Annotated in this window: 25 protein-coding genes; 17 read left to right on the top strand and 8 right to left on the bottom strand. The window is 36.1% G+C overall.

The annotated features are described in order from the left end of the window. The first annotated feature begins 10 nt into the window (after positions 1 to 10). The gene (gene pepF, locus FDO66_RS11500) at positions 11 to 1,828 is read left to right on the top strand and encodes an oligoendopeptidase F (protein WP_141432790.1); all 1,818 of its coding nucleotides are present in this window, start codon (positions 11 to 13) and stop codon (positions 1,826 to 1,828) included. Positions 1,829 to 2,403: 575 nt separating this feature from the next. Here pepF and FDO66_RS11495 read toward each other — a convergent pair. The 4 genes from FDO66_RS11495 to FDO66_RS11480 form a co-directional block, all read right to left on the bottom strand. After that, positions 2,404 to 3,255 carry a ClpXP adapter SpxH family protein gene (locus tag FDO66_RS11495; RefSeq protein WP_141432842.1) on the bottom strand — a complete coding sequence of 284 codons (852 nt, stop codon included), beginning with the start codon at positions 3,253 to 3,255 and terminating at the stop codon, positions 2,404 to 2,406. A 26-nt stretch (positions 3,256 to 3,281) separates the two neighbouring features. Next, positions 3,282 to 3,689, bottom strand: coding sequence for a globin domain-containing protein (locus tag FDO66_RS11490; RefSeq protein ID WP_141432789.1), 408 nt, complete (start codon positions 3,687 to 3,689; stop codon positions 3,282 to 3,284). Positions 3,690 to 3,957: 268 nt separating this feature from the next. After that, entirely contained in the window at positions 3,958 to 4,578 is a 621-nt protein-coding gene (locus FDO66_RS11485; RefSeq protein WP_141432788.1) for a lytic transglycosylase domain-containing protein, read from the bottom strand. A 44-nt stretch (positions 4,579 to 4,622) separates the two neighbouring features. After that, positions 4,623 to 5,201 carry a CYTH domain-containing protein gene (locus FDO66_RS11480; protein ID WP_141432787.1) on the bottom strand — a complete coding sequence of 193 codons (579 nt, stop codon included), beginning with the start codon at positions 5,199 to 5,201 and terminating at the stop codon, positions 4,623 to 4,625. Positions 5,202 to 5,312: 111 nt separating this feature from the next. On the opposite strand from FDO66_RS11480, the gene FDO66_RS11475 reads away from it, so the two are divergent. Genes FDO66_RS11475 through FDO66_RS11460 form a run of 4 tightly spaced genes read left to right on the top strand, consistent with a single transcriptional unit; the run spans position 5,313 to position 8,132 of the window. Continuing rightward, positions 5,313 to 5,681, top strand: a complete 369-nt coding sequence (locus tag FDO66_RS11475) for a UPF0738 family protein (RefSeq protein WP_141432786.1) — start codon at positions 5,313 to 5,315, stop codon at positions 5,679 to 5,681. Positions 5,682 to 5,722: 41 nt separating this feature from the next. Beyond that, positions 5,723 to 6,367, top strand: coding sequence for a GTP diphosphokinase (yjbM, locus tag FDO66_RS11470; protein WP_141432785.1), 645 nt, complete (start codon positions 5,723 to 5,725; stop codon positions 6,365 to 6,367). Then, the gene (locus tag FDO66_RS11465) at positions 6,270 to 7,196 is read left to right on the top strand and encodes an NAD kinase (RefSeq protein WP_141432784.1); all 927 of its coding nucleotides are present in this window, start codon (positions 6,270 to 6,272) and stop codon (positions 7,194 to 7,196) included. The genes yjbM and FDO66_RS11465 overlap by 98 nt, the downstream gene beginning before the upstream one ends. 21 nt (positions 7,197 to 7,217) lie before the next feature. Next, the gene (locus FDO66_RS11460) at positions 7,218 to 8,132 is read left to right on the top strand and encodes an RluA family pseudouridine synthase (protein WP_141432783.1); all 915 of its coding nucleotides are present in this window, start codon (positions 7,218 to 7,220) and stop codon (positions 8,130 to 8,132) included. A gap of 412 nt (positions 8,133 to 8,544) precedes the next feature. Here the strand turns inward: FDO66_RS11460 and prpE are convergent, their stop codons facing one another. Beyond that, the gene (gene prpE, locus FDO66_RS11455; RefSeq protein ID WP_141432782.1) at positions 8,545 to 9,282 is read right to left on the bottom strand and encodes a bis(5'-nucleosyl)-tetraphosphatase PrpE; all 738 of its coding nucleotides are present in this window, start codon (positions 9,280 to 9,282) and stop codon (positions 8,545 to 8,547) included. A 337-nt stretch (positions 9,283 to 9,619) separates the two neighbouring features. Between prpE and FDO66_RS11450 the strand changes: the two genes are divergently transcribed. The 3 genes from FDO66_RS11450 to FDO66_RS11440 all read left to right on the top strand — a co-directional run bounded on the left by FDO66_RS11450 (position 9,620) and on the right by FDO66_RS11440 (position 13,106). Further along, positions 9,620 to 11,479 (top strand): monovalent cation:proton antiporter family protein, encoded by a 1,860-nt coding sequence (locus FDO66_RS11450; RefSeq protein ID WP_141432781.1) that lies wholly within the window; start codon positions 9,620 to 9,622, stop codon positions 11,477 to 11,479. A gap of 128 nt (positions 11,480 to 11,607) precedes the next feature. Continuing rightward, on the top strand, positions 11,608 to 12,378 hold the full coding sequence (gene fabI, locus FDO66_RS11445; protein ID WP_141432780.1) for an enoyl-ACP reductase FabI: 771 nt from the start codon (positions 11,608 to 11,610) through the stop codon (positions 12,376 to 12,378). A 155-nt stretch (positions 12,379 to 12,533) separates the two neighbouring features. Continuing rightward, a complete protein-coding gene (locus tag FDO66_RS11440) occupies positions 12,534 to 13,106 on the top strand; it encodes a CotO family spore coat protein (protein WP_141432779.1) in 573 nt (190 codons plus the stop codon). Between the two features lie 455 nt (positions 13,107 to 13,561). Here FDO66_RS11440 and FDO66_RS11435 read toward each other — a convergent pair whose 3' ends face one another. After that, positions 13,562 to 14,059 carry a CotY/CotZ family spore coat protein gene (locus FDO66_RS11435; RefSeq protein WP_141432778.1) on the bottom strand — a complete coding sequence of 166 codons (498 nt, stop codon included), beginning with the start codon at positions 14,057 to 14,059 and terminating at the stop codon, positions 13,562 to 13,564. A 139-nt stretch (positions 14,060 to 14,198) separates the two neighbouring features. Between FDO66_RS11435 and FDO66_RS11430 the strand changes: the two genes are divergently transcribed. The 8 genes from FDO66_RS11430 to spoVIF all read left to right on the top strand — a co-directional run bounded on the left by FDO66_RS11430 (position 14,199) and on the right by spoVIF (position 19,259). After that, positions 14,199 to 14,555 (top strand): DUF1360 domain-containing protein, encoded by a 357-nt coding sequence (locus tag FDO66_RS11430; protein WP_141432777.1) that lies wholly within the window; start codon positions 14,199 to 14,201, stop codon positions 14,553 to 14,555. A gap of 700 nt (positions 14,556 to 15,255) precedes the next feature. Beyond that, complete coding sequence (locus tag FDO66_RS11425) at positions 15,256 to 15,723, top strand: YhcN/YlaJ family sporulation lipoprotein (RefSeq protein ID WP_141432776.1); 468 nt, start codon at positions 15,256 to 15,258, stop codon at positions 15,721 to 15,723. Positions 15,724 to 15,735: 12 nt separating this feature from the next. Next, positions 15,736 to 16,215, top strand: a complete 480-nt coding sequence (gene spoVAC / locus FDO66_RS11420) for a stage V sporulation protein AC (protein ID WP_141432775.1) — start codon at positions 15,736 to 15,738, stop codon at positions 16,213 to 16,215. After that, positions 16,215 to 17,231: a stage V sporulation protein AD gene (gene spoVAD, locus FDO66_RS11415; protein WP_141432774.1), complete on the top strand. Its 1,017-nt coding sequence runs from the start codon at positions 16,215 to 16,217 to the stop codon at positions 17,229 to 17,231. Before spoVAC ends, spoVAD begins: the two co-directional genes overlap by 1 nt. Positions 17,232 to 17,300: 69 nt before the next feature. Then, a complete protein-coding gene (gene spoVAE, locus FDO66_RS11410; RefSeq protein ID WP_141432773.1) occupies positions 17,301 to 17,657 on the top strand; it encodes a stage V sporulation protein AE in 357 nt (118 codons plus the stop codon). Positions 17,658 to 17,664: 7 nt separating this feature from the next. After that, on the top strand, positions 17,665 to 18,369 hold the full coding sequence (locus tag FDO66_RS11405) for a DUF421 domain-containing protein (protein ID WP_141432772.1): 705 nt from the start codon (positions 17,665 to 17,667) through the stop codon (positions 18,367 to 18,369). Between the two features lie 156 nt (positions 18,370 to 18,525). Next, positions 18,526 to 18,648, top strand: a complete 123-nt coding sequence (locus FDO66_RS11400; RefSeq protein WP_141432771.1) for a YjcZ family sporulation protein — start codon at positions 18,526 to 18,528, stop codon at positions 18,646 to 18,648. A 356-nt stretch (positions 18,649 to 19,004) separates the two neighbouring features. Beyond that, positions 19,005 to 19,259, top strand: coding sequence for a sporulation-specific transcription regulator SpoVIF (gene spoVIF / locus FDO66_RS11395; RefSeq protein WP_141432770.1), 255 nt, complete (start codon positions 19,005 to 19,007; stop codon positions 19,257 to 19,259). A gap of 121 nt (positions 19,260 to 19,380) precedes the next feature. Here spoVIF and FDO66_RS11390 read toward each other — a convergent pair whose 3' ends face one another. After that, entirely contained in the window at positions 19,381 to 21,666 is a 2,286-nt protein-coding gene (locus tag FDO66_RS11390; RefSeq protein WP_141432769.1) for a UvrD-helicase domain-containing protein, read from the bottom strand. Positions 21,667 to 22,033: 367 nt separating this feature from the next. On the opposite strand from FDO66_RS11390, the gene FDO66_RS11385 reads away from it, so the two are divergent. Beyond that, complete coding sequence (locus FDO66_RS11385; RefSeq protein WP_141432768.1) at positions 22,034 to 22,279, top strand: hypothetical protein; 246 nt, start codon at positions 22,034 to 22,036, stop codon at positions 22,277 to 22,279. A 35-nt stretch (positions 22,280 to 22,314) separates the two neighbouring features. Here the strand turns inward: FDO66_RS11385 and FDO66_RS11380 are convergent, their stop codons facing one another. Continuing rightward, positions 22,315 to 22,992: a DUF421 domain-containing protein gene (locus FDO66_RS11380; RefSeq protein WP_141432767.1), complete on the bottom strand. Its 678-nt coding sequence runs from the start codon at positions 22,990 to 22,992 to the stop codon at positions 22,315 to 22,317. Positions 22,993 to 23,035 lie beyond the last annotated feature (43 nt).

Here is a 23,035-nt window from a genome sequence, read left to right as displayed (position 1 = left end):
GAGGATGTTTATGTCTAATGAAGCAGCGGTAAAGAAGCTTCCTACTAGGGATGAAATTAATGTAGAGGATACATGGAAGTTAGAAGATATATTTTCTACAGACGAAGAATGGGAAAAAGAGTTTGAAGCGGTTAAAGGTCTTATTCCCAATGTGATAGAGTTTAAAGGTAAGCTTGCTGAGGGTGCGGATGTCCTTTTTGAAGCTTTGCAAAGACAGGATCAATTATTGGAGCGTCTTGGAAAGCTATATACATATGCGCATATGCGCTATGACCAAGATACAACGAATTCTTTCTATCAAGGGTTAAATGATCGAATAAAAAGCTTATATTCTCAAGCAGCAAGTGCTCTTTCCTATATCGTACCGGAAATTCTTTCAATAAATGAAGAGGTTATTAAAGGTTATTTATCGGAAAATAAAGAGCTTTCTTTATATGAACATGCATTAGAAGAAATAAATTTGCAAAGACCACATGTTTTGTCTGCTGAACAGGAGGCATTATTAGCTCAAGCATCTGAGGTGTTAGGCGCCTCAAGTAATACGTTTGGAATGTTAAACAATGCTGATATTGAATTTCCGTCAATTAAAGATGAGGATGGGGAAGAAGTAGAAGTAACTCATGGCCGTTACTCACGATTTCTAGAAAGTGAGGATCAAAGAGTCCGACATGATGCCTTTAAAGCGGTATATGATACTTATGAAAAGTTTCGTAATACATTCGCTAGTACACTAACTGGTAATATTAAAAAAGATAATTTTAAAGCACGAGTTCGAAACTATCAATCAGCTCGTCATGCAGCTTTATCAGGTAACAAGATCCCTGAAAGTGTTTATGAAAATCTTGTTGAAACGATTCACAAGTATTTGCCATTACTGCATAGGTATGTGAAGCTTCGTAAAAAAGTACTCGGTGTAGATGAGCTTCATATGTATGATTTATACACACCATTAGTAAAAAATATTAAAATGAAAGTTAGCTACGAGGAAGCAAAGGATTTAATTTTAAAAGGGTTGGCACCTCTTGGAGAAGAATATCGTCAAGTTTTAGAAGAAGGATTTACAAATCGTTGGGTGGACGTGCATGAGAATAAGGGGAAAAGAAGTGGGGCATATTCATCTGGAACCTATGGAACAAATCCGTATGTGTTAATGAATTGGCAGGATAATGTTAACAATCTTTTCACTTTAGCACATGAATTTGGACATTCCGTGCATAGCTATTATACAAGAAAAACACAGCCTTTCCCTTATGGAGATTACTCCATCTTTGTTGCAGAGGTTGCCTCTACATGTAATGAAGCTCTATTGAATGACTATTTATTAAAAACGATTGATGATGAACAGAAAAGGTTATATTTATTAAATCATTATTTGGAAGGCTTCAGAGGAACGGTATTCCGCCAAACGATGTTTGCTGAATTTGAGCATCTGATTCATCAAAAAGAACAGAATAATGAAGCGTTGACAGCAGATTTACTCACAAAAGAATACTATGCCTTAAATAAAAAGTATTTCGGTGAAGAGGACATTGTCATCGATGAAGAAATTGGATTAGAATGGGCTCGTATCCCTCATTTTTACTATAATTATTATGTGTATCAATATGCGACAGGCTTTAGTGCTGCAACAGCTTTAAGTAAACAAATTTTAGAAGAAGGGGAGCCAGCTGTTGAAAGATACATTGAATTCTTGAAATCAGGCAGCTCCAACTACCCGATAGAAGTACTGAAAAAAGCAGGGGTAGATATGACAAGTGCAAAACCGATCGAAGAGGCATGCAAAGTCTTTGAGGAAAAATTAACGGAAATGGAAAACTTATTATCTTAATAGAAGGAAAAAAAGAGGGTGAACAAATCATCCTCTTTTTTCTTACTTTAAAATCCTTTAAATTTTTTGCGGTCGTTTAGATAAGAGAAAAAGAAAAATAAAGAGATAAACAAGATTGGAGAACTGATCAGGATTGAAAATAAATCAAGCAGGGCTATCATTTGCAAAAATACACAAAAAATAATCCAAAAAACCATAATAATGACGAATAAATTTTTCACTTGGATGTAACTCTCCCTTAATATATGGTGCTCTTTTTTTAGATCCCTCTAAACCTTTGTCTATATGATATATAATTTTATGAACGAAAAATCTTAATCATACATCAATTTTATTTTTACAATATTGTGAAAAAAGAGAGAGCTTTCTTGTCAAATGTTTTTTTATTATGATATAGTAAAGATGTGAAGTTGATCACAAGCAAACATAAACCCCTTTGTTTGACCGTGAAAAATTTCTCCCATCCCCTTTGTTCGTATTAAATGAGAAAAAGACCTTGCGCCGGTGCAAGGTCTTTTTCTCATAGGAGAATTTTATAGATAGATAGGTGTTTTATTTATACTTGTCGCCTTACACTACTTTTTATCAATATACTTCCAGAATACTCCGTATTTTGCGGGGATTTGCTCAACTAATTGTTTGAGTTGAAGTTTTTTCATTTCAATATCAACTTCTTGGACCGATTTATTATAAACGACTGCAATTTCCTTTGATGCAACTAATTTAAAATATTTAAGAAAATATTCCAATGGCGGTGGATCTGATCGTTCTGGTTTAATCTCTAGCATTTCTTCAATAATTTGTTCATAGACGCTATAGGGATAGTACCCTGTAATTTTAATTCCTTCATCTTCAATATTTTCATTAAAGAAAACAAGAGAAGGAATTTCCTGGACATCCATTTCAGCTGTAATTTTTAAATCACATTGAAACGCTTTTGCAGCACTATCTGAATGGATATCGGAAATAAATTCTTCTACATCTAAGCCAACCTGTTTGGCACAATTCGTAAGGACATCAAAATTCGTTACATTTTGTCTTTCAAGAAACAACACTTCCTGCAGTTTACGTAAAAAGCGAAATCCGGCTTTTCTTCCTTGTAATTCAGCTGCTTTAATAGATATTGAAACAATGTGTGGAGAAGAAATCGGATTCTCAAACCAAAGACTGCCATCACATGACATACCTGTTCGACTGGCTGTTTTTTCCCAAAGCTCTGCGATGTTTTCATAATGCTGTTTGCGGCTTAAATTTAACGAAGCTAACCGACCGCTTATCACACGTTTTATAGAAAAATATTGACCATACTCAATTAATAGCTTTTTAATAATCGGTTCCAGCGCCCAGCATTCTGGACAGAGCGGGTCGATAAACATATAAATTTCTAACGGTTTTTTCTCGTTTCCATGACAATGGGGGAATGTCATCTTGTTTTGAAATAAATCTTTTTCCCTCACGTGTTCTCACCTTTCGTCATTTCCGTTTCATTACTATTAATCATATGGTTTGCAGTTAGAACAAGTCTTGAAAAAAGGTGTTCCCTTATTGGTCCATGTAGCCCTATCTCATCCATCGCTAGCTTCATACAGGATAACCAAGATTCAGCCCTTTCTTTCGTTATTTCAAAAGGTAAATGACGTGCGCGCAGCATTGGATGCCCATGCTCAAGAGTATATAAAGGAGGTCCCCCTAAATATTGAGTCAAAAATTGCTTTTGCTTCCTTGCTGTCTCTGTTAAGTCATTTGGAAAAATAGGAGAAAGATCAGGATGTTGTCCTACACGGCGGTAAAACGCATCTACCAACTGTGAAAGTGTCTCATCGCCAATAGCATCATAGGGTGTGGATATTTTCTCGACCATTTTGCGAAAACTCCTTTATGAGTTTGATTACATACTTTTATCATTTATAAAAGCTATTTTTGCCTTTCTTTGAAAAAGAATTCCACTCTATTTTATCAATGCCTCATTCATATCTCAAACAAATAGCTCTATGAAAAAAAAGGAAGTCTATGCCCATAGAAAACCGTCAGATATCAATCTGACGGAGTCCTTTAATTTTTACTATTTTAGAAAAGTAGTAATATCAATGATTTTTGCCTAATAGAAAGTGTAGACAATATGGAAATCGTTAACCCAAATAAGCCTTTTTCACCTTTTGAACATAGCTTTGAGTTTCTTTGAAGGGTGGTATTCCATGATGTTTCTCTACATTTCCAGGTCCAGCGTTATATGCTGCAAGAGCGAGATCTATATTTTGATCAAATCGATCTAACATTTGTCTTAAATATTTGCTTCCGCCCATTATATTTTCAATAGGGTTGAAGGAGTTTTTTATCCCTAATCCCTTTGCGGTTCCTGGCATAAGCTGCATTAATCCAACTGCTCCTGAAGTGCTAACTGCATCTGGATTGAAATTAGACTCTACTTTTATCACAGATTGTATTAGCTTGGATGGTAGCTGAAAGATGCTTGCAGCTTGATTAATGATTTCATCCAAAGAAAAAGGAGTTGAAGCTGTTTCCTTTGAAACGCTTGATGTTGAAACAGGGATGAATTGTGTGGGAGGAAGCGTACCTATCTTTATGCTGTTTTTGTTTCCTGCATTTGAATATTCTGTTGTTTCCGTGTTTGAGAGCATGCTTGTGAACAGCTGTTGAAATACCGATGAACTTGTCGTTTCATTCGTTGTTTTCGTTAAACTCTGCAGTGCCTGCAGCTCTAACATCATTTTTATTTGATCGATCTTCACGATTCTTTCGCCACCTTCAAACGGTAAATAAATAGTTTATCAACTTATTGATAACGTGCATCATAAAAACGTTTTATTTTATTTTCGGTTTTTCTTACTGGGATGTTTAAGTTATCTAATAACTCTTTAAAAATTTCAGCACCTTTTTTTCGGTCATTTACTTCGTATTCTAGCTCATAATCTTCCTGATTTAAATAGAAACTATGATCAAAAACAAGAATTCCATCTTTATAGCTGATTTCGATACGATCTGTTTTTAAAGAACCAAAATAAATAAGATGAGATGGATGAATATTCATTTCTTCTATATACTTTTTTATCTTACCATTCAATAATCGACCGGTGCGTATCATTTCCTCTGCCTCAGCTGTTGTCAGTTGTTGATTCGTTTCAAGAAGATTTTCTTCATAAGGCTGTTTTAGTGTCATTTCATAGCTTCCATGCTTATGACGTATACGCAAAGCACAGCCCTTCGATTTTAATAAAAAATCCTTTGTATCAAAATAGTGATTTTCCTGCGACTTTTTAGCGCTTTCTTCCAATTCAAAAGTATTTATAAGCTTTCTATATTCGTCTTTTGTTAACATGTTTTTAAATTCAATTTCAATGTTCTGTGATGACATGATCCATCTTCCTTTCATAGAAAAGTCTGCTCTTTCTTAGCATTAAAACGGGAAATCTTAGGATATATTTATTAAATATGTTAAAATAAAAAAGAGTATGGAGGTATAAAAATGAGAAAAAAATTACATATTGTAAAATCAAATTTCAATGATAAAAATGAGCTTCATTTAGAGATAGATGATTTGTATTTTAACAATCTTCAGCCATTAGGACAAATGCTGGTTGACTCAGATGAGCATGCGTTTATCTATTTAGCAGAATTAAATGATGAATATACATATATTGTGTTAGATGAGTCTGTATGGCCAAAGCTAAAAGAAGCAATGGAAGAAAAGACAACAGTATTTATTAAACAAGGAGAAAATTCTTTTTTGTTAACAAATATTCATGAAGAGTTATCTTATTTAGTCGAAAACATTAAAGGAAACAGCAACTACGGAAAAGATATGGTTTCAAAGGTTGAGGCGGTTTTTTCTTGATACAGTGGACGAATCTATGTGAGAACTGGAGGGCTGTGAATATGATAGAATGGGAAACCTTTTTAGCTCCGTATAAACAAGCAGTTGAAGAGTTAAAGGTAAAGCTCAGGGGAATGAGAAGTCAATTCGAGCTTAGTCCCGCCCATTCTCCTATTGAATTTGTAACGGGAAGAGTAAAGCCTATTGCCAGTATCATTAATAAAGCGAATCAAAAGGGAATTTCATTTGTTAAACTAGAAAAAGAAATGCAGGATATTGCTGGGCTTAGAATGATGTGTCAATTTGTTGAAGATATAAATATCGTCATTGAATTACTTCGAAATCGAAATGATTTTAAAATAGTAGAAGAAAAAGACTATATTTCTCATAACAAGGCCAGTGGTTATCGATCTTACCATGTCATTATTGAATATCCCGTGCAAACTATTCACGGAGAAAAGAAAATTTTAGTTGAAATTCAAATAAGAACACTCGCGATGAATTTTTGGGCAACCATCGAGCATTCCCTTAATTATAAGTATAAGGGTCAAATTCCAAAGGAAATTCAAACGAGATTGAAAAGTGCTGCAGAGGCTGCATTTCGTTTAGATGAAGAAATGTCAATCATTAGAGGAGAAATTCAGGAGGCGCAAGTCTTTTTTAGCCGTAAAAACGAGAGTCAATCGGAACTTAATTCGAAAATTTAAAGAACATTTTTTTAAGAAGAGGAGTTTGAAAAACATGAAGTTTGCCATAACCTCAAAGGGGGATTCAAAATCAAATATTCTTATGAAAAAAATCAAATCTCAATTAGAGGATTTGATGCTTCCATATGATGAGGAACAACCTGATATTGTAATCTCTATAGGAGGAGATGGAACGTTGCTATATGCTTTTCATCGCTATAGCAACCGCCTGGATCAAACGGCTTTTGTAGGAGTACATACAGGTCATCTCGGATTTTACGCTGACTGGATTCCTGAGGAAATTGATAACCTTGTTACAGCTATTGCTAATACTCCTTTTCAAGTCATTGAATATCCACTCGTTGAGGTAGTTGTTGCATATCAGCATGGAGAGAAAGCAGCTCGTTATTTAGCATTGAATGAATCGACAGTAAAAAGTGCTGAGGGTACATTGGTTATGGATATCGATATAAGAGGCCAGCATTTTGAAAGATTTCGGGGAGATGGACTATGCATCTCCACTCCATCTGGGAGCACTGCTTATAACAAAGCGCTTGGAGGTGCAATCCTTCATCCATCCTTGCAAGCAATTCAATTAGCTGAAATGGCATCGATTAACAATCGAGTTTATAGAACCATAGGATCTCCTCTTGTTTTGCCATCACATCATACTTGTGTGTTAAAGCCTGTAAATGAGCCTAATTTTTTGTTAACCATTGATCATTTAAATATTTTGCATCAAAATGTAAAGTCTATACAATTCAGGGTTGCAGATGAAAAGATACGTTTTGCCCGGTTTCGTCCGTTCCCGTTTTGGAAAAGGGTGCACGACTCTTTTATCGCAGATTAAAAATATTAGCAGGAGTATTAAATGAGTAAATTTAAGCTTGAATGGATAATTGACAGGTCCGACGAAGGAAAAATGATAAAAGACTTTTTAAAGGAAAAAGAAATATCAAATACTGCTTTAACCGAAATTAAATATAAAGGCGGAAAAATTGCAGTGAATAGGCATGAAGTGAATGTAAGACATAAACTGGCAAATGATGATAGACTGCTAGTTGAATTTCCATTAGAACAGCCTAGTATCGGTATTGAAGCTGAAAAACTTCCTCTTACAATTTTGTATGAGGATGAATATATACTTGTTGTAAATAAGGATGCTGGAATAAGTACGATTCCATCTCGAGAACATCCAAGGGGAAGTTTAGCAAATGCACTTTTAGGCTATTATCAAGAGTTAGGGTTAGAAGCAACTGTACATATCGTAACAAGGCTAGATCGTGACACCTCAGGCGTGGTTTTAGTTGCTAAGCATAAGCATATTCATCATTTATTAAGTAGTCAACAACAAGCAGGATCAGTGAAAAGAACGTACGAAGCATTTGTTGAAGGATTGATTCAAGCAGATAGTGGAACGATTGAAATGCCAATTGGGCGTAAAAGCTCAAGCATTATTGAACGAGAGGTTCGGCCAGATGGAAAATTTGCCCGTACACATTTTAAAGTCATTAAACTTAAAACTCAATTTTCTCATCTCCTACTGGAGTTAGATACAGGGAGAACACATCAGATCCGTGTCCATTTATCTTACTTGGGCTATCCATTAATTGGGGATGATTTATATGGTGGAAGCTTACATTATATCAACAGACAAGCACTCCATTGTAAAAAAATCTCTTTTAATCATCCTTTTACAAAGCATAAAATGACATTTGAATCAGATCTGCCAGAAGATATGAAAGGCTTGCTTCAAAATGATAAGAAAAAGCATTTTGAAATATAAGTCATTTTATCCCGCATTAACGAGCAGTAAGACCCCCCAACTCTAGGTTTTGAGTGTAATTGAAAAATCCAATCCTAGGTAGGGGATAACTGCTCGTAAAAGCCCGACGACAGACAGGAGTCCTAGTCAGGCGAATGCTACAGGATGTGGCATGTATGAGCGTGATTGGTGAAATAAGACTTTTTTTTGGGCTTCAGCCCTTAGAAAAGTCAATCAGGCTCTGCGTGACTAACAATCAGTGGGGGATGAAGCAGACAAAAGCGCGACGTCCTGTCGCATTGTCTGCACTAGTACTTCCTGTACGTCGCAAAACCCCCACTGATTGAAGTTTCACTTTATCGATTTTCATGAGCTGAAACACTTTTTTGGAGGTAGAAGATCTCTCCTCCAGCTTTCAAAGGAGATTAATCGTTTAATCAAATGTTTTAAATTTCTCTTCAATCAAAGGCATGGATGAAGGGACAGAAATAATTTGCATGTCAGGATAGGTTAATGCTGTTAGTTTTCCACCAAATACAGCTCCAGTATCAATATTATAAGTATGATTTATTTTTCTTGCCTCTTTTACAGGGGTATGACCATAAATAATCCACGAATTCCCTTTATATTCTTTTGCCCAATCCCTGCGGACAGGGGAGCCATCTGGATGCCTCTCACCTGTAATATCGCCATAAAGGACAAAGGTTTTTACCTTTGAGCTATATTTGCCAATATCCTGTTCTCGAATCCCGGCATGAGCAAGAATAAGTTTTCCTTCATCAAGAATATGGTACAATGGAGCTTGTTCGTAAAGATGAATGAATTTTTCTCGAATGAGTGTTCTTTTTTCTTGAGTTAAATCATCATATTCTGCTACAGTAGTTTCAAGTCCGTGAGTGACCTGAACCTTATTCCCTTTAAAATAGCGGTATAGTTTATTGCAATGATTTCCAGGATTGTAATAGGCTAATCGTTTTTTGACCAATGTTGAAACCACTTCTATCACTTTTAGTGAATGGGGTCCTCTGTCTGTTAAATCTCCCAAAAAAGCAAGCTTACGATTTTGCGGATGAATGGGATAACCATGTGTCCAAGCATAGCCAAGCTTTTCTGTTAATTTTTTCAATTCATCGTAACAGCCATGAATATCACCGATGATATCCAGTCTCATAAGGCAACCTCCTTTTGTCTGGTCTTATAGGTGAAAGAGCTCCCGCATTACATGCTTTCTGTAAAGGGGAATAACAATAATCTATTTAACAAAAGGCAGTTTTCGTATAGATTGTTGCTTTTAAACACGCAGCCTGCATACACTTCGCTTTCCGTGGGCGAGCGTCAAGCCTACTCGTCGCATACGCTCCTGCGGGGTCTCGCCTTTCTCGCATTCCCACAGGAGTCTACGTGTATGCAGGCTGCTTCGAAACGTTTCTCCCAATGTTTTTTATGTCAAAAGCAAAAAAATTTAGAAAACAGCCTAACAAAAAAATGAATGAAAAGGAGGATGAAAGATGGAAGGTCATGCTTCAATTACATCCCTTGTCATTGTCATCATCATAGCTTTTTTAACTCCTATTATACTACACCGATTTAAATTGACCTTTATGCCGGTCGTTGTTGCTGAAATAATAATGGGGTTGATTATAGGAAAAAGCGGCTTTAATCTAGTTCATCAAGGTTCTTGGCTTGAAATCCTATCAACCCTTGGTTTTATTTTTTTAATGTTTCTTAGCGGACTTGAAATCGATTTTTCTGCTTTTTCTGGTGGTAAGAAAAGAGAAAAGCTTCCTAGTGGAAAACTAGAACCTAATACATTTATTGCTGCGTTTGTTGTTTTTGCAGGTATATTTATTTTTTCACTAGGATTGTCTTATTTATTCGTATTTGCAGGATTCATTGAAAATGCCTTTCTAATGACGCTCATCATATCTACTATTTCTTTAGGGGTCGTCGTACCAACTTTAAAGGAAGCTCATCTAATGAAAACGGGCATTGGACAAATTATATTGCTCATTGCTGTCATTGCGGATTTAGTCACGATGATTTTGTTAGCTGTCTTTGCCTCTTTATATGAGAGTGGAGAAGGAAATACTTGGCTTTTACTTGTCTTATTTGCAGCTGGAGTTATTTTATTCTTTGTAGGAAGGCGTTTCAAAAGTGGTAAGCTGATTGAGAATTTGTCAGCAGGTACGGTTCAAATTGGGACAAGAGCTGTCTTTGCTTTAATTATTTTTTTAGTAGCCTTATCGGAAACCGTTGGGGCTGAAAATATTTTAGGTGCCTTTTTAGCAGGTGTTTTGGTTTCTTTGTTATCTCCAAATCAAAAGTTAGTTCACCAGCTCGATTCATTTGGATATGGCTTTTTAATCCCAATATTCTTTGTGATGGTCGGAGTAAAGTTGGATATTTGGTCTCTTTTTAGTGATCCAAAGCTTCTAATGCTGATTCCATTGCTCCTTATCGGACTCTTGCTTTCAAAGCTAGTACCGATTTATTTATTAAAAATATGGTATGATTCAAAAACAGTTATCGCATCAGGCTTCTTATTAACATCTACCCTATCTCTAGTTATTGCTGCAGCAACCATTGGAGAAAGGTTAAACGTTATCACACCAGAAATGAGTGGAACCCTTATTTTAGTAGCGATCTTAACTTGTATTATCACACCAATTGTGTTTAAAAAGCTTTTCCCAAAGGTAGATGCAACGGAAAAAAGAATAAGGGTATCTATTATTGGGGCAAATCAAATGACTCTTCAGGTATATAAGGAATTAAAATCATCCTTGTATGATGTAACCCTTTATCATAAAAAACAGGAAAAAGAAGATAAGCAAATTGCCGAATCTTTATTTGAGATTGTAGAGCTTGAAAATTTCTCTAAAGGGGTTTTAGAACAAACGGAAACACATGAAGCAGATATTGTTGTTATATCGACAAGTGATCAAGAAATAAATGCCACTCTAGGAAATTATTTTAAAGAAAAAGATGTTGAACGCGTAATTTGTAGAATGGAGACTCCAGAATTTGAGGAAGCTTTACGAAAACAAAATATAGAGGTTTATTCAAACTTCAGAGCTTCACAAACGTTGCTCCTAGCTTTAATTGAATCACCCAGCATTGTAGAAATTTTAACGAGCCAAGAAAATGCACTCTATGAAATAAAGTTAGAAAATGAAGATTTTCATGGAATGATGCTTAGAAGATTTCCTTTTACAGGAGATGTGATCTTTGTACGTATTTTCCGTGGTAAAGACTCAATTGTGCCCCATGGGGATACAGAACTGCAATTGAATGATCGACTTATAGTTACAGGCACGAAGGAATATGTTGATGATCTAAAGCGTGAACTTGAATTTTGTGAAAAATGTTGATTTCGCTCCTTGGTTATCACTATTTTGATCATATAAACTAGATGTTCAGTCCTTTTCTTTTTAAAAGGATTGTAGTAAGATTAGGACTAGGTACTAATAACTTGTAATAAGTATGGGAGGAAATATTCATGACTCTTTCGTTAAAGGGAAAAACATTCGTTGTTATGGGTGTTGCGAATAAAAGAAGTATTGCTTGGGGAATTGCTCGCTCTCTGCATGATGCAGGGGCGGATTTGATTTTTACATATGCTGGGGAGAGAATGGAAAAAGGAGTTCGAGACTTAGCAGCTACTTTGGAAGCAGATTCACTAGTACTGCCCTGTGACGTTACAAATGATGAGGAAATCGCAGCATGCTTTGCAGAGATCAAAAAAGCTGTAGGTGTGGTTCATGGAGTTGCTCATTGTATTGCGTTTGCAAATAAAGAAGAACTTCAAGGAGAGTATTTAAATACGACACGTGATGGCTTTTTGTTAGCGCATAATATTAGCGCATATTCCTTAACAGCTGTGGCCAAGGAAGCAAGAGGCTTGATGACTGAAGGCGGAAGCATTGTAACACTAACTTATCTTGGTGGAGAGCGCGTTGTTCAAAACTATAATGTGATGGGTGTAGCAAAGGCTTCTCTTGAAGCAAGTGTACGTTATTTAGCAGAAGATCTTGGAAAAGATGGAATCCGTGTAAATTCTATTTCTGCCGGACCAATCCGTACTTTGTCTGCAAAAGGAATTAGCGGCTTTAACTCTATTCTAAAAGAAATTGAAGAAAAATCACCTTTACGTAAAACGACTGAGCCTGAAGAAGTTGGTGATACAGCATTATTCTTATTTAGCAGCTTATCTCGTGGTATTACTGGGGAAAATATTCATGTAGACTCTGGTTACCACATTATCTCTTAAGATAAACAAGTTTTAATAATTTATGAAAAAGGGTGGCCTAATCTCTTTGATTAGGTTCACCCTTTTTCTGTATATACTTTTTCTATTCTATAGCAACGTATAGGTGTTTGTCGCATACATATAGTAAGAAAAACTACTCTGTGGAGGTGTGAGAAATGATGAATAGCAAGGAAAAAAGGAAACCACTTCTTTATATAGAACAGCCGAGCTTTCAAATAGCTAATTGGAAAATGCAGGAGGTTTATTCACGTGAAAAAGCAGAGAAAGAAAAGCTTGCAAAGCAATTAGAAGAGCTTCGGCAAGAAGACATAAAGGCTGATGAGAGAAAGAAGAATGGCTATAAAGGTATAAATGGAGGGTGGATGAAATCAGAATTGCCTGAAGAGTTAAAGGGGGATTTATCTTCCGTTGAGGTTCATGAAGCGATTCAGCAATTTGAACGTGAGCAGCAGAATGAAAAACGATTTCAATCAACAAAAAATCAACCATTTTCTTTAAAAAGGCTAAAGAGCTTTAAAGAAATGGATACAAAGGAACGATTAGAATATCTCATAAAATTTCCAAAACAGCTGCCACCTGTTGCGTGTGTTTTTCAAACAGAGACAGGCAGCTATAAGGGAATTCTTTTGAATAAAGAAGAAGAGTTTATTGAAATAAAATTACAAAATGAAGAAACTGAAAAGATATCCATTCCTTCCTTAGTAGAAGTTAAGATGATAGGCTTCTAATACAGAAAAACGCAAGGCGCCCGCTTATCGGCGACAAGCATAAGACGAACTGGTGGGAAAGGTGTTCTTTACCTTTCTTGCCAGTTTAGCTTATGACCTCGAGCCGATGGCGCCTGGCCGATTAAGAGCGCCACGGCCGCATATCTTCATCGGCACTGGTACGTCCTGTACGTCGGAGCTAGACACCCCCCTATATTCAAAAAAGCTATACTTTCTTATTTTTGAACAAAAAAACTCACCTATAAAATAAGATTTCTTTGAAAATAGGAGAGTTCATTTCATTTTTTTATACCCATGTTTTACACAAATAGAAAGGACCAGTCAATTGACTAGGTCCACATTAATCATTCAACAAGGGTCTTGTTTCTGTAGGTAAATAATTTTCTAAGGCAGACGAAGCTATTATGAGGTTTATAAGCACTTTTTAAGTACCCTTGAGGAATGATTATACCTTATTAGTCACAAATACCAAGGTTTACGTCTGCAATACATTGAACAGCGCAGAAGCAGTTGAGATCAACAGTGATACAATCATTTGTACTTCTGAATGCATCTAATTCACAAATTTTTTTCAAATCAATGCAGCAACCCTCTACGATGTCAAGTGTTTCTTTTTTTCCATGGTCTTTCTTTAGTGGTTCAATTACACGTAAAACCGCACAGCAATTATCAAAAATATCTTCTACGCGGAAGAAGATTGAAACACAAGCGCAGTCTGTTCCTCTAAAAAATGCATGGAATGGAGATCCATCAGCTGTTTTCAAAACAAATACACGTGTGTCAGCTTTTGCCTGTTTTGCAGGTGATACTAATGCACCAAGTGGTTCTAAGAAACAATTTGTTGGGCATTCACAAGCTTCTTCGGCATTATCTTGTATATCTTTAATAGCTCGAACTACATCGCATACACAGCCTTTAGAGTCGAATTTATCATCTTTTTTCCCACAACCCATTATGTTTTCCTCCTTATTGTAATTTAGTGATATTTACACTAATAAGATATTGTTAGAAGCCCTTATGGGTTACAGACATACGCCTTGTTTATGAAAATTAGGCAGTTTTTTTCGAATAGTAGGAGAGGAGAGAAAGCATTTGAACATACACATGATGGACTTTATCATTTTAGCGTTTGCAAGCTTTCGATTAACAAGGCTGATCGTATTTGATAAGATTACAGCCTTTATCAGAAGCCCATTTTTTAATGAAATAGAAGAAACGAATCAAAATGGAGAAATTATTCTCTATTATGTACCCAAAGATGGACTAATAAAAAATTTTTTTGGCGAATTGTTAAGCTGTTATTGGTGTACAGGAGTATGGTCAACCGTTCTTTTATGTATCGTTTATTTATATTTTCCAGCTATTACAGCCCCTATTTTGCTTGTATTATCAGTTGCAGGAATGGCTGCTTTAATTGAAACGATTCTTCAGCTTTTACTAAAAGAATAAAGATAAATGGAAATCTGAATAGAATATAGAACTAAATAGGCTATTTTTTTACACAAGCTCTCCGCTTTCACATAGAATGTCTTAGGAAAAGATAAAAAAGGTGGGGGAGAAGAAGATGCAGAGTGTAAAAAAACAATTTATCTCATCAAAAAAGAAAAAGAAAAAAAGTTGTGGATGTTCAAAGAAAAAGGATAAGTGATAAAAAGTCGGGGCAACCGGCTTTTTTTTTTGATTAAGTAAGTTTTCGGAAGTCCGACTGGTGTCTAGCTCCGACGTACAGGACGTACTAGTGCCGATGAAGACATAAGGCCGTGGCGTACTTAATCGGCCAGCGCCTATCGACTAGCAAACTTCAGGTCTTCTCCCTACGATAAGTCAACATTGAAACGCTTGCGCTCATCGTGTTTCCTTTATCACGATTTAACGGGCAGTAAGATATGTTCAAAAAAATGTACAGTGGATAAAAAACTGCCCGTAGAAACCTGATCGGCTCAGGCTAACCATCAGGGAAAGAACAGCCTGATGAAGGTTCGTCTTATCTCAGTCGAAGCCCCTCCAGTTTGTACGTCGATGATCAAGGCACTTCCGCTTTTCTTAATTTGAAATAATTGGATGTTGATGTTAGGAGAAAGCATTCATATTTTTTCTCAAGCTTGAAAAAATATGAGGTAGACAACATTTTAATTAGGAAGGGAAAAATATGCTCAATAAAATCTTAATATCAATTTGTTCAATAATGATCTTTATAAGTCTAAGTGCTTGTAATCAGAAAAATGAGGAAAATAATACTAGGTTGGCCTTACTAAAAACAACAAATCCCGCACCGAAAGCGATTGATCATAAAAAAGACTTGGCTGAAAGAGTTGAACATGAAATTGAAGCTTTCGATGAAATTTATGATGTAGCGGTCATCCAAGGGAAAAAAAAGATTCTTGTAGCGTATAAAGTCAAGCATTTGGATCGCTTTCAAATGAAGAAGATTGAAAAGAAAATAAATAAAAAACTAGAGGATCAATATCCGAAGGATGATTTTATTATCTCAAGTGATTATAAAATTTTTTTAGAGACGGTCAAACTGATTAATAAAATGAATGATCCGAAGTTTTCTGAGAAAAAAGCGAACAAACGGTTAAATGAAATTATTGAATTGAAAAAAGAATTAACGTAAGGGAGTAAAAAAATGGCGAATAAAAAAATGATGAAGGTGACACCGGCGCAAAAGAAGTATCAAAAGCTAGAAGACAAGCATGAGTTTAAGCGTCCTGTTTTAGCAAATTGTATAAAAGCATTTATTGTAGGGGGATTGTTTTGTGTTGTTGGTCAGGCAATTACCTACTTCTATATTTACTTTTTTGATTTTACAGAGCAGACTGCTGGAAACCCAACCGTTGCCACGATGATTTTCCTATCGATGATCTTGACTGGAATAGGAGTTTATGATCGAATTGGTCAATTTGCTGGGGCAGGCAGCGCCGTACCAGTCACAGGTTTTGGAAATGCCGTTATTTCCGCAGCGATTGAGCATCAGACAGAGGGATTTGTTCTTGGTGTTGGGGGAAATATGTTTAAGCTTGCGGGGGCGGTCATTTTATTTGGAGTTTTTTCAGCTTTTGTGGTTGCGTTAATTAAGACGATTTTAATTCAATTGGGGGTTATTTGATGTTAAAGGGTAAGCAATCCTGGGTGTTTGAGAATCGTCCTGTTATTGCATCTACTGGCGTATCAGGTGGTCCCTTTGAGGCAAATGGACTTTTAGCAGAAGCATTTGACGTGCTTCATGATGATTTGTGGCTGGGCGAAGAATCATATGAAAAAGCTCATAAAGTTTTATTGCGGGAAGCGGCTCAGGCAGCGTTAAAAAAGAAAAATATTCAGCAAGAAGATGTGCAATTTTTTATAGCGGGAGATTTAATTAATCAAATGACGCCAACCAGCATGGCTGCTCGTCAATTGCAAATTCCAACTTTAGGTATTTTCGGTGCTTGTTCAACTTCAATGGAAGGATTAGCATTGGCTTCCCTCATTATTAATAATCAAGGAGCTAATTATATCCTAACAGGGGCTTCGAGTCATAATGCCGCTGTTGAAAAACAATTTCGATATCCAACTGAGTATGGGGGTCAAAAGCCTCCAACGGCACAGTGGACGGTAACGGGTGCTGGGGTGGCGCTATTAATGGCGAATCAAAATCAAAATCATACTCCTTATACTACATCAGCAACCATTGGAAAAGTGGTTGATATGGGTTTAACAGATCCATTTAATATGGGAGGTGCGATGGCTCCGGCAGCTGCCGATACGATTACAGCACATTTTAGAGATCTTCGAATAGATCCAACCTATTATGATTTAATTGTGACAGGTGACTTGGGGAAAATTGGTCAAAGCACCACATACGAAATGTTAACAAAAAGCGGATTGAAAATCGATCGAAACAAATTTCAGGATTGCGGCTTGCTTTTATATAGGGAAGGTCAGCCTGTTCAAGCAGGGGGAAGCGGGGCTGGGTGTTCAGCATCTGTTTTATATGGTCATTTACTAAAAGAAATGAAAAAAGGGACATATAGAAGAATTCTTGTTGTCGCAACTGGGGCTCTGTTATCTCCATTAACGTATCAGCAAAATGAAAGCATTCCGTGTATTGCTCATGCTGTATCCATTGAAATAAATGAATGATGTTAAATATATATTTCCTTTTACAAATGAGATATGGATTTTTATTCAAATAATGAAGGAGGAATTGATATGCTCGCCATGTTTTTTTGGGCCTTTGTCATAGGTGGAGGTATTTGTGTAATCGGCCAGCTGTTGTTTGATGTCGCTAAGCTGACTCCTGGCCATACGTTAAGCATTTTTGTTGTGGCAGGGGCTATTTTAGATGGTGTTGGTTTGTATGAGCCATTAGTGGATTTTGCTGGTGCTGGTGCTACGGTACCCATTACGAGCTTTGGAAATTCGTTAGTTCATGGAGCTTTACAGGAAGCTGAACAACACGGTCTAATTGGTGTTTTAACAGGGATGTTTGAGGTAACAAGTTCAGGAATCTCAGCAGCAATTATATTTGGTTTTATTGGTGCTCTCTTGTTTAAACCTAAAGGGTAATGAAAAAATGGAAGTAGTGTTATCCACTTTAATTCGATCAATTTTTATTATTATAGGACTATTTGTCATTACAAAGATTCAAGGAAAAAAACAATTATCTAAGCTCTCCTTTTTTGAATACATTGTAGGTATAACGGTTGGAGACATTGCTGGGACCATATCGATGGATTCTCGGCTAAAGCTTTCAGAAGGGATAACAGCTTTATTAATTTGGGCTATTTTTCCGCTGATTATCTCAATACTGTCATTAAAAAGCAAGCCATTTCGTGATTTTGTTGAAGGGACATCAACAACTTTTATTGAGAACGGAAATGTGTTGGAAAAGAATTTGAAAAAGGAAAAATATAGTACGGATGAGCTTTTAGAGCAACTTCGCAAAAAAAATGTGTTTAGTTTAGCTGATGTTGAATTTGCCTCATTAGATTCAAACGGAGATTTGAGTGTGTTATTAAAAAAAGAAAAACAGCCGGTTTTAATTGAGGATCTTGTCCAAAATTATAAACCTATTAAGGTACCACAAACCGTTATCACGGATGGATCTGTTTATTATGAAGGCCTTCGTAAAGCTGGTCTAACTCATGCGTGGTTAATGGTACAGCTAGAAAACCGTAAATTATCCATTAATGATATTTTTCTTGCTCAGATAGATTATAATGGTAATTTATATATTGATACTTATGACGACTCAATAAAGTTTTCAAAAAATACTTAAGGCTGTTCAAGCCGCCTTGACGTACAGGAGCTACTAGTGCCGATGAAGACATAAGACCGTGGCGCTCTTAATCGGCCGCTTTTCTTTCTTGCCCAAACATATTTTGCGTTTATGCATATATTAGGAGTGATAAAGAAGAAGTGAGGTGACACTTGAATGTACGGTTACGGATATGGTGGCTGTGGTTATGGCGGTTTTTATGGGGGTGGCTGTTCTACCTTCGTATTAATCGTTGTCTTGTTTATTCTTTTAATTATTGTTGGTGCTAGCTTCTGCTAATGTTGCTATAAAGTAGAGGGTGAAAAAAATGTCGTTTTTTAATGAGGCGGCATTTTTTTCATCTGTTTTAGTAGGAAAAGTAAGTATAAGTTTTCGGAACTCAGACCGGTATCTAGCTCCGACGTACAGGATGTACTAGTGCCGACGTTGCCACAGGACGTGGCGTTCTTAGTCGGCCAGCGCCTAGCCGCTCGGATCATAAGCCACAATACTCTAGAAATCAGGATTTCCTGCGTATTGCGTCTTATGTCTGTCGCGGCTGATCAAGACGCTTTCGCTTTTCTTAAAGATTTAGCACCATTTTCTACCTTCTTCATACGATATAAAGTATCAAGAGAAGGAGGCTTTCGGGCAGGATGAATAATCATTTTTTCAAGAATATTGAAAAGAAAACGGGCGTTAATATGAATGATATTTTTGATTTAGCAAATTCATTACAAAACGCAAATTTTAAAGATGAAAAAACGGTTCGCAGTGTAATCCAACGTGTTTCTCAATTAGCTGGAAAGAAAGTAACAAGAGAGATGGAAGATAAAATTGTTGAATCTGTTGTTTCAAGCGGAAAACAATTGGATATCAATACGATTTCAAAAATGATTAATAAAAAATAGTGACAAGTTACAATAATGTTAATACTTCAGGTGGTGGTTAACTCTCCACCTGAAGTATTGTTAGCTTATAGTCATCTCAGGATACGTCTGTTTTTTTGTGTATACAAAAGCACTACTCACATCATTCTCCTTTATTTATTTTTAAGAGAAATCTCGAGGGAGCTGCTTTTTTACCTCGCCTTTCTTGCAGGATAGATAGAAAAAGCTGTTCTTTTGCACGAGTTGCTCCTACATAAAGCAATCGTCTCTCCTCTTCCATAGGAAGTGGATCACCATTTCGATATGATTCTAATGCGTAATCATGTGGTATACTCCCATCCACAGCTCCGATAATGTAAACATGCTTGTACTCTAACCCCTTAGCTCGATGAATGGTGCTGAGTGTGATCCCGTTTCGAATGGATCCTCTCTGCTTTTTCATTTCGTTATTCATTCCAATCATGTGATCAGCATGGTCGAGAAGCATTGAAATAGTAGCAAATTGTTTTGCAACCACCTTTAAGTCTTTTATATCGTCAGATCCCCGCTCCCATTTGTTCCCTTCATTACCTCGCTTTTTCATAAATTCTTGAAAACCAAGCTCTTTTTCAACGATTTCAATTGCTTGAATCGGAGAAAGGGAAGAAAGAGAACGTGTAATAGGTACAATTTTTTTCAATTTTCTCTCTTGAAATGGAAAGCCTGTCTCAATTTTTGATAAAGATTCGAGCAAAGTACAATCTTGTAAAATACTATTTGCTTTTATATCTTGAAGAATTCCTTTTTTAACAAATAAAGACGGGAGGAGATCTTTTAAAGCAGATTGATCGTCTTCATTCAAGGAAAGCTTAAAATAGGCAAGCATACTTTTTATCATAAAACGATTGTAAAAGGATTCTGAATCTTGTTCAATGATAAAAGGAAGGCTTGAGCCTGCTAATCGTTCAAACACCGCTCGGCTAGCTGTGTTGGTCCGGTAGAGGATGGCAAAATCACTAGGTTCCTGTCCGTTGCTTATTTTTTCTTCAATATCTGTCACGATCATTGTTGCCTCTTCCTCTTCATTGTATGGGTAGAAGAGAATAGGAGGATGATTGGTTTCAAACTGAGCATTCATGCTCTTAGAGCGCCGCTGTTTATTTGCTACAATTATTTGATTGGCAGCCGAGACTATTTGGTGGCTCGAGCGATAATTTTGATCTAAAATCACAATTTTGGCACCTGGAAAATCCTTCTCAAATTCTTGAAGATATTTTGGATCACTCCCGCGGAAAGCATAGATAGATTGGTCATCATCCCCCACGGCACATACATTTCTCGTTTGAGAGGATAAGAGTTTAATGATTTCATATTGCACTCTATTAACATCCTGAAATTCATCAATTAAAAAATATTTCAGTCTGTTTTGGTAAAGTGTTAATATCTCAGGTTGATTCAAAAACAGCTCATAACAGCCAATCAGCATATCATCAAAGTCAAACAATTCTTCTTTTAGTTTAAATTCTTCATACCTTTTGTATAAGAATAACGCCTTCTCCTCCCATTCGGAGGCAGGCTTTATTTTGTGATGGAACTGCAATGAATTTTTCCAATAGCCAATTTGCTGTAAGGCAGCGTCATAGGCGAACTCTTTATCATCAAGCTGAAGTTCTTTACCAGCATCCTTCAATATATATTCGCGTTGCCATTCTTTTTTAAGTAATTTTTCACCTACCCATTTTTGAGGATAGTGAAAGGATAATATTCGATAAAAGAGGCTATGAAATGTACCGGAGACAAGCTGCTTAACCTTCGCTTGTGTAAGATCTGGATACTGAACGAGTCTTGATTTCATTTCAAGCGCCGCTTTTGCTGTAAAAGTTACAAGCATAATCGATTTAGGGTCGATGAGTTGTTCACTTAACATAAAGGCTGTTCTTGCTGTTAACACTCTTGTTTTTCCGCTTCCAGCCCCTGCTACAACTAACAAAGGTCCTTCTGTTTCAGAGACTGCCTTCGCTTGGCCGTTATCAAGATAAATTTGAGCTTCCGAAAGCTTGTTCAAATAGTCAAAAGGGAAGGAGTGAATTTTTATCTTGTTGGAAGAAAAGGAAGAGAAGGATTTGATCGCTTGAGCCTTTCGAAAACTCATTTTTTCGGTTGCTGTCGTAATAGAGCGTGTTTTTGGCAAGCGAAACCCATTTCTTTCTGTATATTCCAATGATTCAGGTTCGGTAACATTAGTATGAAGATCCTGGCATTGATGTTCCTTTGATGCTAAATGATAGAAGTAAGGCTCTGTTTCAATACCTAAATGAAATCGGACTTTCTCTCCACAGCTTGGACACATTAAAGCTCCTTTTTTTCCTTCATCATACATTTTTTGAAAGCTATCTCGATTCATAAGATCGATGTGAATGATTTTATTATGATATATGGCTGTTTTCATGGTTATTTCCTCAATTTTTCAGATTCGTTCCTCTATCTTAACAAAATTAAATTGAGAATGTCTATTCGAGCTGCCTTAAGTGATGATAAGTGGAAAAGGGGGAACATAAAGAAAAGCTCGAATGCTGTCGAGTAAAAATTGTATCGATTGTGCAGTTTTATTGAGGATTGAAAAGGAAAAGAAACTTGGATTGCGAAAAATAATTATATTGAAAGAAAAAATGTGTTTTTCTCTAGTATCAAGATAAGATGATGTTTAACTGCTCAGATCATAAGTCAATCGGGAGTTTCGAATATATTGCATCTTATTTCAGTCACATCGGATAAAGGGCTTTGAGCTTCTTCTTACATGAAAGGTGATGAATTCAATGTATATTGTGCAGATTCCTCATAATCAATATGAACAATATGCTCAAAGGATTAGCAGCTTTAATCATCAAGCTCCTTATACGTATTTACCAGTAAACAAAATATCTCCTGTAGAGACAATGATAAAGAAAGAATGGACAGTTCCTTTTGCTTTGAAAAATAAAGAAAAAGAAAAAAGGAAGCAGTTCAATCAGTCATTTCATCAGCTTACAGGAAAGGGATTGCACTTTGATAAAAAAATTTAAAAAAAGAAAAGAAGGGGATAAGTTTTTAATCCCCGTTAGTCATATGTTTGTAAATGTAACGCTTCTCCTTCTTTCCATTCAGCATAAAAGACCTTTTTTGTAGAAGATATTCCATGGGCTTTCACTTCTTGTTCAATTTTGTTTTGATCCCAATTCACTAATGTAAGGTTTTTATCGATAATTTCACCATCAAGAATTAATGGAACAGGTAAAGTAATCGGTTTAATCGGCAAATTTAAATCATGCAACACAGGGTACGTATACTCTGCTTTTTTTAATACGCTGATTGTGCCATCTGTTTCTAATAAAGCATATTCGCACTCGCGAATGGAAAAAACATCCTTTGACCTTAATAAATATTGAAGCTGATTTAAATCGAGATGGTTTTTTTTCATCACATTGAAGTCAATTTTCCCTTTTCGAATAATAATGGAGGGCTCGCCTTCAAGGACTTTACGAAAACGTATGCTCTTTTGTGTGATTATTTCAGTCGTAAAAATGAGAATTCCCCAAATAACAACAGAAAATAAGATATGACTTAATCCAGTTTTTTCATCGAACAATGCGTTCCCAACTAATTCTCCCAACACTAACGCTGAAATAAAGTCAAACGGTGTAAATTGGTTTATCTGTGTTTTTCCTAACCATTTTGTCAAAATAAATAAAGCGATGTACCCAACTATTATTTCTGATAAAATATGTACAAACTCCATTTTTTATTTCTCTCCCGTAAAAACATTTCCATAATTCATAGTT

Source organism: Bacillus sp. 03113, assembly GCF_006546985.1.
Taxonomy (GTDB): domain Bacteria; phylum Bacillota; class Bacilli; order Bacillales; family Cytobacillaceae; genus VATK01.
This window is presented reverse-complemented; position numbering and strand designations above follow the sequence as displayed.

Bases quoted from the DNA above. Each gene is read 5' to 3' on its own strand.
- pepF (WP_141432790.1), top strand. From the start codon at position 11: ATGTCTAATGAAGCAGCGGTAAAGAAGCTTCCTACTAGGGATGAAATT.
- FDO66_RS11495 (WP_141432842.1), bottom strand. From the start codon at position 3,255: ATGACATTCCCCCATTGTCATGGAAACGAGAAAAAACCGTTAGAAATT.
- FDO66_RS11490 (WP_141432789.1), bottom strand. From the start codon at position 3,689: ATGGTCGAGAAAATATCCACACCCTATGATGCTATTGGCGATGAGACA.
- FDO66_RS11480 (WP_141432787.1), bottom strand. From the start codon at position 5,201: ATGTCATCACAGAACATTGAAATTGAATTTAAAAACATGTTAACAAAA.
- FDO66_RS11475 (WP_141432786.1), top strand. From the start codon at position 5,313: ATGAGAAAAAAATTACATATTGTAAAATCAAATTTCAATGATAAAAAT.
- yjbM (WP_141432785.1), top strand. From the start codon at position 5,723: ATGATAGAATGGGAAACCTTTTTAGCTCCGTATAAACAAGCAGTTGAA.
- FDO66_RS11465 (WP_141432784.1), top strand. From the start codon at position 6,270: ATGAAGAAATGTCAATCATTAGAGGAGAAATTCAGGAGGCGCAAGTCT.
- FDO66_RS11460 (WP_141432783.1), top strand. From the start codon at position 7,218: ATGAGTAAATTTAAGCTTGAATGGATAATTGACAGGTCCGACGAAGGA.
- prpE (WP_141432782.1), bottom strand. From the start codon at position 9,282: ATGAGACTGGATATCATCGGTGATATTCATGGCTGTTACGATGAATTG.
- FDO66_RS11450 (WP_141432781.1), top strand. From the start codon at position 9,620: ATGGAAGGTCATGCTTCAATTACATCCCTTGTCATTGTCATCATCATA.
- fabI (WP_141432780.1), top strand. From the start codon at position 11,608: ATGACTCTTTCGTTAAAGGGAAAAACATTCGTTGTTATGGGTGTTGCG.
- FDO66_RS11440 (WP_141432779.1), top strand. From the start codon at position 12,534: ATGATGAATAGCAAGGAAAAAAGGAAACCACTTCTTTATATAGAACAG.
- FDO66_RS11435 (WP_141432778.1), bottom strand. From the start codon at position 14,059: ATGGGTTGTGGGAAAAAAGATGATAAATTCGACTCTAAAGGCTGTGTA.
- FDO66_RS11425 (WP_141432776.1), top strand. From the start codon at position 15,256: ATGCTCAATAAAATCTTAATATCAATTTGTTCAATAATGATCTTTATA.
- spoVAC (WP_141432775.1), top strand. From the start codon at position 15,736: ATGGCGAATAAAAAAATGATGAAGGTGACACCGGCGCAAAAGAAGTAT.
- spoVAD (WP_141432774.1), top strand. From the start codon at position 16,215: ATGTTAAAGGGTAAGCAATCCTGGGTGTTTGAGAATCGTCCTGTTATT.
- spoVAE (WP_141432773.1), top strand. From the start codon at position 17,301: ATGCTCGCCATGTTTTTTTGGGCCTTTGTCATAGGTGGAGGTATTTGT.
- FDO66_RS11405 (WP_141432772.1), top strand. From the start codon at position 17,665: ATGGAAGTAGTGTTATCCACTTTAATTCGATCAATTTTTATTATTATA.
- FDO66_RS11400 (WP_141432771.1), top strand. From the start codon at position 18,526: ATGTACGGTTACGGATATGGTGGCTGTGGTTATGGCGGTTTTTATGGG.
- spoVIF (WP_141432770.1), top strand. From the start codon at position 19,005: ATGAATAATCATTTTTTCAAGAATATTGAAAAGAAAACGGGCGTTAAT.
- FDO66_RS11390 (WP_141432769.1), bottom strand. From the start codon at position 21,666: ATGAAAACAGCCATATATCATAATAAAATCATTCACATCGATCTTATG.
- FDO66_RS11385 (WP_141432768.1), top strand. From the start codon at position 22,034: ATGTATATTGTGCAGATTCCTCATAATCAATATGAACAATATGCTCAA.
- FDO66_RS11380 (WP_141432767.1), bottom strand. From the start codon at position 22,992: ATGGAGTTTGTACATATTTTATCAGAAATAATAGTTGGGTACATCGCT.